This window comes from Pseudomonas sp. HUK17, assembly GCF_001566765.1.
Genome location: NZ_LSMW01000002.1, coordinates 92,160 through 99,150, shown reverse-complemented (window position 1 = coordinate 99,150; position 6,991 = coordinate 92,160). Strand labels below are relative to the sequence as shown.

Below are 6,991 nucleotides of genomic sequence, written 5' to 3'. Positions count from 1 at the left end.
CTCTTTTTTCCTTCCCTTTCCCTTCTATCGCGCGCGGGGCGCGGGCCGATAATGGGGGAGCCCGGGTGGAGGGGGTGCAGGGGGGCATTGGGGTGAGGGGTATGTGCAGGGGTGGTATATATTTGGTTTGCCTGCAGCACATAATCGGCGAGCCAAGTCAGAACGAGGGGAATTGTGAAGGCCCCATCCCTGGACGCCTTTCAAACCACTCACTCCATTCCGAACATTTCAGCGAAGGTGGTAATCGGGACGGAGGTATTGCGACGCAGCGCCCGCGGTATGAACTCGGAGACCCCGAAGTCGATGCCGGTGCGGCGGGCCATCATCCATAGCAGAGTAGCCTCGACGTCCGCGCCCTCCCTTAGGCCGTCAAGCCACTCCCGAGCCCGGGTCGACAGCGGCCATCGCGACAGCTCCGTGTCTCCGGCCGACAGATCGTCGGCTTGATTGAGAAACGGGTGGTCGGCAGCTAGGAGACCGTACCTGCGCGCCATGTCGGCGGCGGCTTCATGGTCGTCAATCATCGACAGAGCTAGGGCCGTTCGGACATCTGAGGCGTTCGGCCCCCGAAGCGCTTCGAGGGTGGCGGCGTCGCTGTCGACGTTCAGCTGAGTGCCGAGCGCCAGCAGAAGCGGCGCGGCGAGCTGGGCGTCGAAGTGATCTGCGGCAGCCGTGACTGCCTCCCAGGGAACGAGGTCGCGCTCGAGTGGATGCTGACTAATCCGATCCGCTATCGCCCAGGCGGCCGCGTACCGTAGTGGATAGAGGTTTTCGTCCGCGTTCCCGACGACGTGGACGTCGGTAAGCCCTCGCTCAAATGTAGTCCAGGCTGTGGGATGGTCCGGGCAAGTCAAGAGATCGAGCAGCATCGCGTGCAGCACGACGTCGATGGCCCCACTGTCGTCGGCCAGGAAGGTGGTGATCTGATCAAGCACTTGGGGCGGCAACGTGTCGTACCGGGCCAAGGCTTCGGCAGCCGTGCGGGCGACCTGATATGCTGGCTCGTCGCGCCGCTGGTGTTCGGGATGCCGGCAATAGTTACGACGGTCGCCCAGGAGCGACACCAGGACGTCGAGGGCCTCGGGCCATGCCTGTTGGCCGATCACCTGGGCCAGAGCCTGGCGGACCAGCGCGCTGCTGTCGGCGACACGGTCGAGTATGGCCGTCTTTTCAGCCGTATCAGAGCTGGGAGCCAGCACGTTCAGCGCAGTTCGCCGGACCTCGAAGTGTGCGTGGGTAAGCGCATTGACGATCGCGGCCCGTGCCTCAGGCGTTCCAAGTTCCGAGAGCGCCCGCACCGCCGCCTGGGCGTCGTCCTCGTCGTCGGAGCGCGCCCACTGTTCGGCGAGCTGCTGAATGTCGAGATGCTCCTCTCCAGATAGCTGCAACAGGAGCCGGGCTAGGTTACGCGGGCCCTCATCCATTAGGGTCTTGGCTTGACCGGGAAGGAGCGCGCGATAGCAGTCCAGAAGCGTCTCTTTGTCTGCGCCGAGTTCACAGGCGATCGCAAGCTGAGCAGCGGCCGCAGTCTCGGGCGATGTGGAGTCCAGGACCTGCTGCGCCAGCCTTTTCCTCCACCCTCCAGACTCATCGTTGATGATTTTCGAGGCCAGCATCGCAACTTGCGTCGCCGGGAGGGTATGCAACAGGTCCACCAAAATGGTTTGGGCGGCGGGGCGGTCAGGCCTACCTTCGTCGTCGCCTTCAAGAAACGACAACGCGCGAACCGCCGCTTCGACCGCCTTTGGCGCGCCCGTGGTCAGGGCGGCGAAAACTCGGTCGCGGCCAAACTCAAGGCGGCGCTCAGCGATGACGCTGAGCCCTGCGGCTTGCAGACGGTCGTCCTCTCCAGCGGCGGTGAAGAAAGCGTCTAGCTCGGTAATGGTGACCTCGGGCGGATTCAATTTCATGACCTCGGCCCAGAGCGGTAGGATAATGTCCTGCCGTGGGTGGCCCGCGATCCAGCCATGACCATCTTGGCGGCGTCGGGCGCGGACATAGCCTTTTGCGAGTTGATTGGCCGAGGGTCCCTCCACCTCCGTCCGCTCCTGAATACGGAGGCCATGCGCGTAATCCAGTTCGCCCTGCCACGCCTGGCGAAGGTCCTCCTTCGCATCAGCGAGCATGTCGTCGACAATCGCCTGCATCGTCTCGATCTGTAACCAAACGGCATCGTAGGGAGGATTTGAGCCGGATAACGCGCAGTCAGCGATAGCGTCGGCGCACATTACAAATTCGGCCGCCTGCGCCACCACTTCGCCGGCGGCCAGAAACGCTTCGGCGAAGTTGACCTTGAAGGGAGTCAACCAGGCCTTCAGCTTGTCGGCGTCGTAATCAATGTGGGTCCACGGCAGTTGATGTGCGATAAAGCCCATCAGGATGCGGAGCTTCGGATCGGCCATCAGTAGGGCCTCGCGCTCGGACTGGGACACCTTGGGTGGCTGCCATGCGAATTGTTCGAACCCTTTAGGCCTAGGCCCGCCGTATTCAAGCCAACCGACCAATCGCCCGATCGGTTGGCACGAGCTGAGCCGCCCGACGGCGTTGCGCCAGGCCGTGCGAAAGGCGCTGGGTTCGTCGACGGCTGTGACGAGCTGATCGATCAAGATCTTATCGAAGGCTTCGACGACCTCCTCCCGGAGCTCGACCCCTGCGTCCTTAAGCGACCGCGCGCCCGTCACCAGACGCTCAACGACGGATATCCAGGCCGAGCCCTTCGCCGCCGCTAGGCGCAAGGCCGCGCGGGCCGATGCGTTAAGGGCGTCCTCCGTCCCCCGAAAGTTAGCGCGAGCGACCACCTCCATCGCCTCAATCACTTTGGCGTGGGCGACGTAGGCCCCGCTGCCATCTTTAGTGAGCTGAGTCTGGGCGAGGTGTGCGGCGAAATCATCGAGCCCGATGTCGACTTCTCTCTCCTTGTCGACCTCGCGGCGGAGATCGGCCAAGTCGCTGTGCAGCATGCCACGCGAAAACCGCAGCAGAGCCCAGAAAACGGCCGCCCCCCGCTCCCCCCGATCGCCATAAGCGTTGATCTGGTCGCGTACCACCTGAAGCCGGCTATCGCTGAGCGCCCGATCGACCAAGACGTCCACGTTAGCATCGAGTGGGTTGGTGACGGCAATGAGCTCACGGGCGAAGCTGATCAGTTCCAGCGGCGATTTAAGATCCCGCAGCAGCCGCTTCTGGTGCTGGTGTGCTAGATCCTGCCGCCAGCTGCCCTGGCCTTTAAGTTTTCCATGCAAAATCTGGCGCCGCGCCGCCTCATCGTAAGCGATGTCGTCAATGATGACCGCCCGGTCGCTCCAGAGCGGGCCCGGCGAAGCGCTGAGCGCCGCGCGATATATCTCGCTGCGCGAAGTGATCACGAATAGCTTGTCGGGCGCCTTCTGCTGCATTAGGGCGCTGATGCGCGTGGTCCACTCGCCCGCTTCGTCCTTCCTGAGACCGGACTGGCCCCAGGGGTCCTCGAGGTGGAACAGGACACGACCTGGCGCCGCGCAGGCTTCCTGGATGGCGCCCAGGCCGTCTTCGCGTCGGACGATTTTGTAGGGCGGGTCGGCTTGACGCCGATCGTAGGCCAACTGGTCGGCGGTCAGGCTCTTGCCGTAGCCGGAGGGGCCGATCAGCAGCACTGCGCCAAGCTCGTCCAGGCACTTTTCAGCAGAGTCGAAATTGGCAGGCGGGACGTAGAATGCCAGCTGAGGATTGGCATGCGGCAGACCACCGAACGCCTCGGCGATCTTCTCGACGTCGTTTCGGTGTAAGGGCGCGCGGACTGCGAGGAAACGGTCTTCGACCGCCCTCTTAAGGCGCTCGACGCACCCGTCGAGGCCTTGGCTTGGCACATGCAGCGTTTCCATGAGGATCTGGCCGATCTTCTGTCGGGTCGCGTCCAGCGTCATGCCCTCGATCAGGGCGAACCGCCCGGCGAGATCCTCCCCGACATTGAGGTCGAGGTTCGCGGGCGTGAATGTGGGATCGGACGGCTGTTCGGGACTGTTGACCCGTCCCGCAGCCAGGGATCCATCGACGCTGGCGTTGGTTATGAAGACATAGCGGCGCTTTTCATCGGCAAGCATCAGGGCCTTGGCCCGCGCCCGCGGCTTGGGCCCTCTGGTGCCCTGGGCCGGCTTGTCATTGACCACGCCCGCAAAATCCTTCGGGCTCCAGGCTCCCGCGCCCTTGAACTTGATTTGGACGTGCAGCTCGCCGGCTGCTGCGACGGTCAGATTGCCCTCGGCCGCTTCGGGTGATACGCCGAGATCGGCTTTGATGTCGTCGTGGGAAGCGGGCTCGACCGTGACGCGGTCTGTGCTCGCATCTGGCCCGAACATTAGCCTCAGAGCCACCCAGACGGTGACCAGCTTCTGGTAATCGTAGCCCTGGTAGGATGAGTTGGCCCCACCATCATCATTAATCGCCATTTGCGTTACGTCGCACCTATCAAACCCAGTCTTCGTACACGAGGCCGGGGACCCGGCTGAACTCACGCACATTGTTGGTCACTAGGGTGCAGCCGATAGCGATTGCATGCCCAGCAATAGCGGTATCGTTCGACCCGATCGGTGTACCCGCCGCATTGAGCTGGCGCATGATCTCAACCGTCGCATCGACCGCGCGCAAATCCCAGGCGATCACCGCATCCAATCGCCGAACGAACTCGTCCACCAGAACCTTGTGCTTGGGTGAGGCCTTCTTGCCGATCTGGCCGAAACGCATTTCTGAGTAGGTGATGGCCGAAATCACAATGCGGTTACCGCGCTCGACCTCAGCAACAAGGCGCCTGATCACGGCGTCTGGATGCTCCCGCATGATGAACGAGCAAATGCAGGTATCGAGCATGTAGGTGGTCACAGAGTGAACCTGCCTTCATCACTGGCCACTGCCGTGCGCTCCTGCAGGAAGTCAGCGTCAGCCTTAGGCAGTTCCGCCAGAGACGTCCAGGAAGGCCGAGCAGGCCGCAGGGTGATGACGTCACCCTCCTTGGAGATTTCAAGCTCGCCGATGCCTTCAAAAGCCATGTCCTGCGGCAGCCGGACTGCTTGATTCCTGCCATTCATGAAAATCGATACGGTACGCATGATGTGCTCCTTCGGCCTATGCATTGCATAGGCCAATGTAGCGCTCCTTTCAGGCCTATACAAGGCATATGCCTGAGGAATTTGGATGCGCTTACCTCGCACAAGAGCGGTCTTGACTCCTCTCAGCGCCAGTCCAAAGCCCAGGTGAGCCGAGCTATGGCCGGCGTCTGCCTGTGCGCCGCACGATGATGCCGCACCAGGGCGAGCTATCAGATCGTTTTGACCGGCGGTGGGTGCTGACCCTGAGCTTCACTGCCTAGTCGCGCTGGTGATCCCGATGCTGCTGCCCAAGGCATCATCTAGCTCGCAGCGCTGGCGGTGCTAGTGGCAGCGCGCTAACCCTGCGGGCATGGCGCCGCTGTGCTCATTGGCAATCCCAGGGCTCTCGGCATCACCGATCTGCAGGCGCCGGATCTGGGCGTGGTGCCGCCAATGGCCCCGAACCAGCTGCCAGCGCTCTCGGCGTACGCGGTGACGCCACAGCAGGACCTGCCTCATCTGCCAAGCGCCTACTGCACACCCCTCTATCCTAGGAACAGGTTGGTGCTGAATCACCGGCCCGAGGCGTTCGGCTAGTCCACAGTCCATTAAGGATGGGGTTAGCCTTACCAGAGGTACGGGAATAGAAACTCAATGAGATGCCTTGAGAGACTCAAAGATACAGGCCTACGACCGTCGAGAATGATCAGGCCCTCTGCGGCCATCTCGCTTAAGAGGCCCCGCGTTGTACGTTCTCCAACACCTAAACGGGCTTGCAACTCGGCACGCGGCTGATCTCCCATGTAGAGCAGGGTTCTGTATACGTCCCGAGCTTCAATGCGTAGCTTGGGGAGTTGGTTGCCCTTTTCGTCCGAGAGTGCTCCACGACTCCGCATTTCAAAGAACACGTCAATCCGCTCACTCAGCTTCTCCGGCTCCAGCTGGGAGCTGAAATACTGAACTTGATCCAACGCAGTCTCGGCGAAATAGCGGCTCCATTGCGTCAGTCCGCTATCTGAAAGTATGCCACGACCATCCTGGTCACCTTTTCGAGGCTGATCCGCTGCACTCAGCTTCTGGTAATAAAGCTCGGTGCTTCGCGCAAAGCCACGGCTCATCGACCATAGACCATAGCCTCCGAAACCGGCGGCCTTTAAATACTGATCGGTGAAGAGCCGCCCGGTGCGGCCATTACCGTCCATAAACGGGTGGATCCACATAAACCGATGGTGGGCAGCTGCGGCCGCGAGAAATCGGGAGAGGCCATGAATCCAGTCGAGCCGATACGAACGCTCGAACTGGCCGAGGTACGAATGCATTTTCTCGACTGAAGGGGGAACGTGATGACCAACCCTGACGCCGTACTCTCGGAATACGCCGGGTACCATACGAACGACGTCACCCTGTTCGTTAAGCTGGATATCCAGCATCTCATCGGGCACGCCAACATAAAACTCACGGTGCAGTCGCGAGATAGTTTCTCGCGTGCAGACGTTGACTGGATCAATAGGATCATCGGTAAGTCGACGCTGTGCTTCGATATGCCGTTTGATCTCCAAGAAATCCTTGCTGGGTTTTGCTTCGAGGGTATTACTTCCATCCTGCTCGGCGCGCAAAATATCCGCCGGTAGCGTGGAGTTACCTTCGATTTTATTGCTGTAGTAGGAATTGACCGCGCGCAGCAAATTCATCACCGGTATGCGCATAGGGCGCGGGATCTTCGCGTGAAGGTCCGCGTCAAGGCGCATCACCTGCACGATCTGATCCTGCAATTCTTCTGGCGCGACGTCTTGAGGGATGAATGGTGTGAAAGTCATTTGCCGGTTCGCTACCTTGCTGCATTCCGCAGCTGGACTGGGCTTTAGGCATATTTCCAAAGAAATTTTGCCGGTATTCTTGCCGCCACTATAGCATCTATTTCCCAATATCGC

Annotated in this window: 5 protein-coding genes; 1 reads left to right on the top strand and 4 read right to left on the bottom strand. The window is 61.0% G+C overall.

Annotated elements, in window-relative coordinates; all coding sequences use genetic code 11:
• Nucleotides 1–209: 209 nt before the first annotated feature.
• The 3 genes from AX284_RS01520 to vapB are packed head-to-tail and all read right to left on the bottom strand — an operon-like array spanning nt 210 to nt 5,081.
• Nucleotides 210–4,424, bottom strand: a complete 4,215-nt coding sequence (locus AX284_RS01520) for a HEAT repeat domain-containing protein (protein WP_068383194.1) — start codon at nt 4,422–4,424, stop codon at nt 210–212.
• A gap of 19 nt (nt 4,425–4,443) precedes the next feature.
• Nucleotides 4,444–4,854, bottom strand: coding sequence for a type II toxin-antitoxin system VapC family toxin (locus AX284_RS01515; RefSeq protein WP_068383192.1), 411 nt, complete (start codon nt 4,852–4,854; stop codon nt 4,444–4,446).
• Nucleotides 4,851–5,081: a type II toxin-antitoxin system VapB family antitoxin gene (gene vapB / locus AX284_RS01510; protein WP_007162476.1), complete on the bottom strand. Its 231-nt coding sequence runs from the start codon at nt 5,079–5,081 to the stop codon at nt 4,851–4,853. The genes AX284_RS01515 and vapB overlap by 4 nt, the downstream gene beginning before the upstream one ends.
• Before the next feature lie 360 nt (nt 5,082–5,441).
• Between vapB and AX284_RS12205 the strand changes: the two genes are divergently transcribed.
• On the top strand, nt 5,442–5,657 hold the full coding sequence (locus tag AX284_RS12205) for a D-glutamate cyclase family protein (protein ID WP_082731490.1): 216 nt from the start codon (nt 5,442–5,444) through the stop codon (nt 5,655–5,657).
• Between the two features lie 29 nt (nt 5,658–5,686).
• On the opposite strand, the gene AX284_RS01505 is transcribed toward AX284_RS12205, so the two are convergent.
• Nucleotides 5,687–6,877, bottom strand: a complete 1,191-nt coding sequence (locus AX284_RS01505; RefSeq protein WP_068383190.1) for a Fic family protein — start codon at nt 6,875–6,877, stop codon at nt 5,687–5,689.
• Nucleotides 6,878–6,991: the final 114 nt, after the last annotated feature.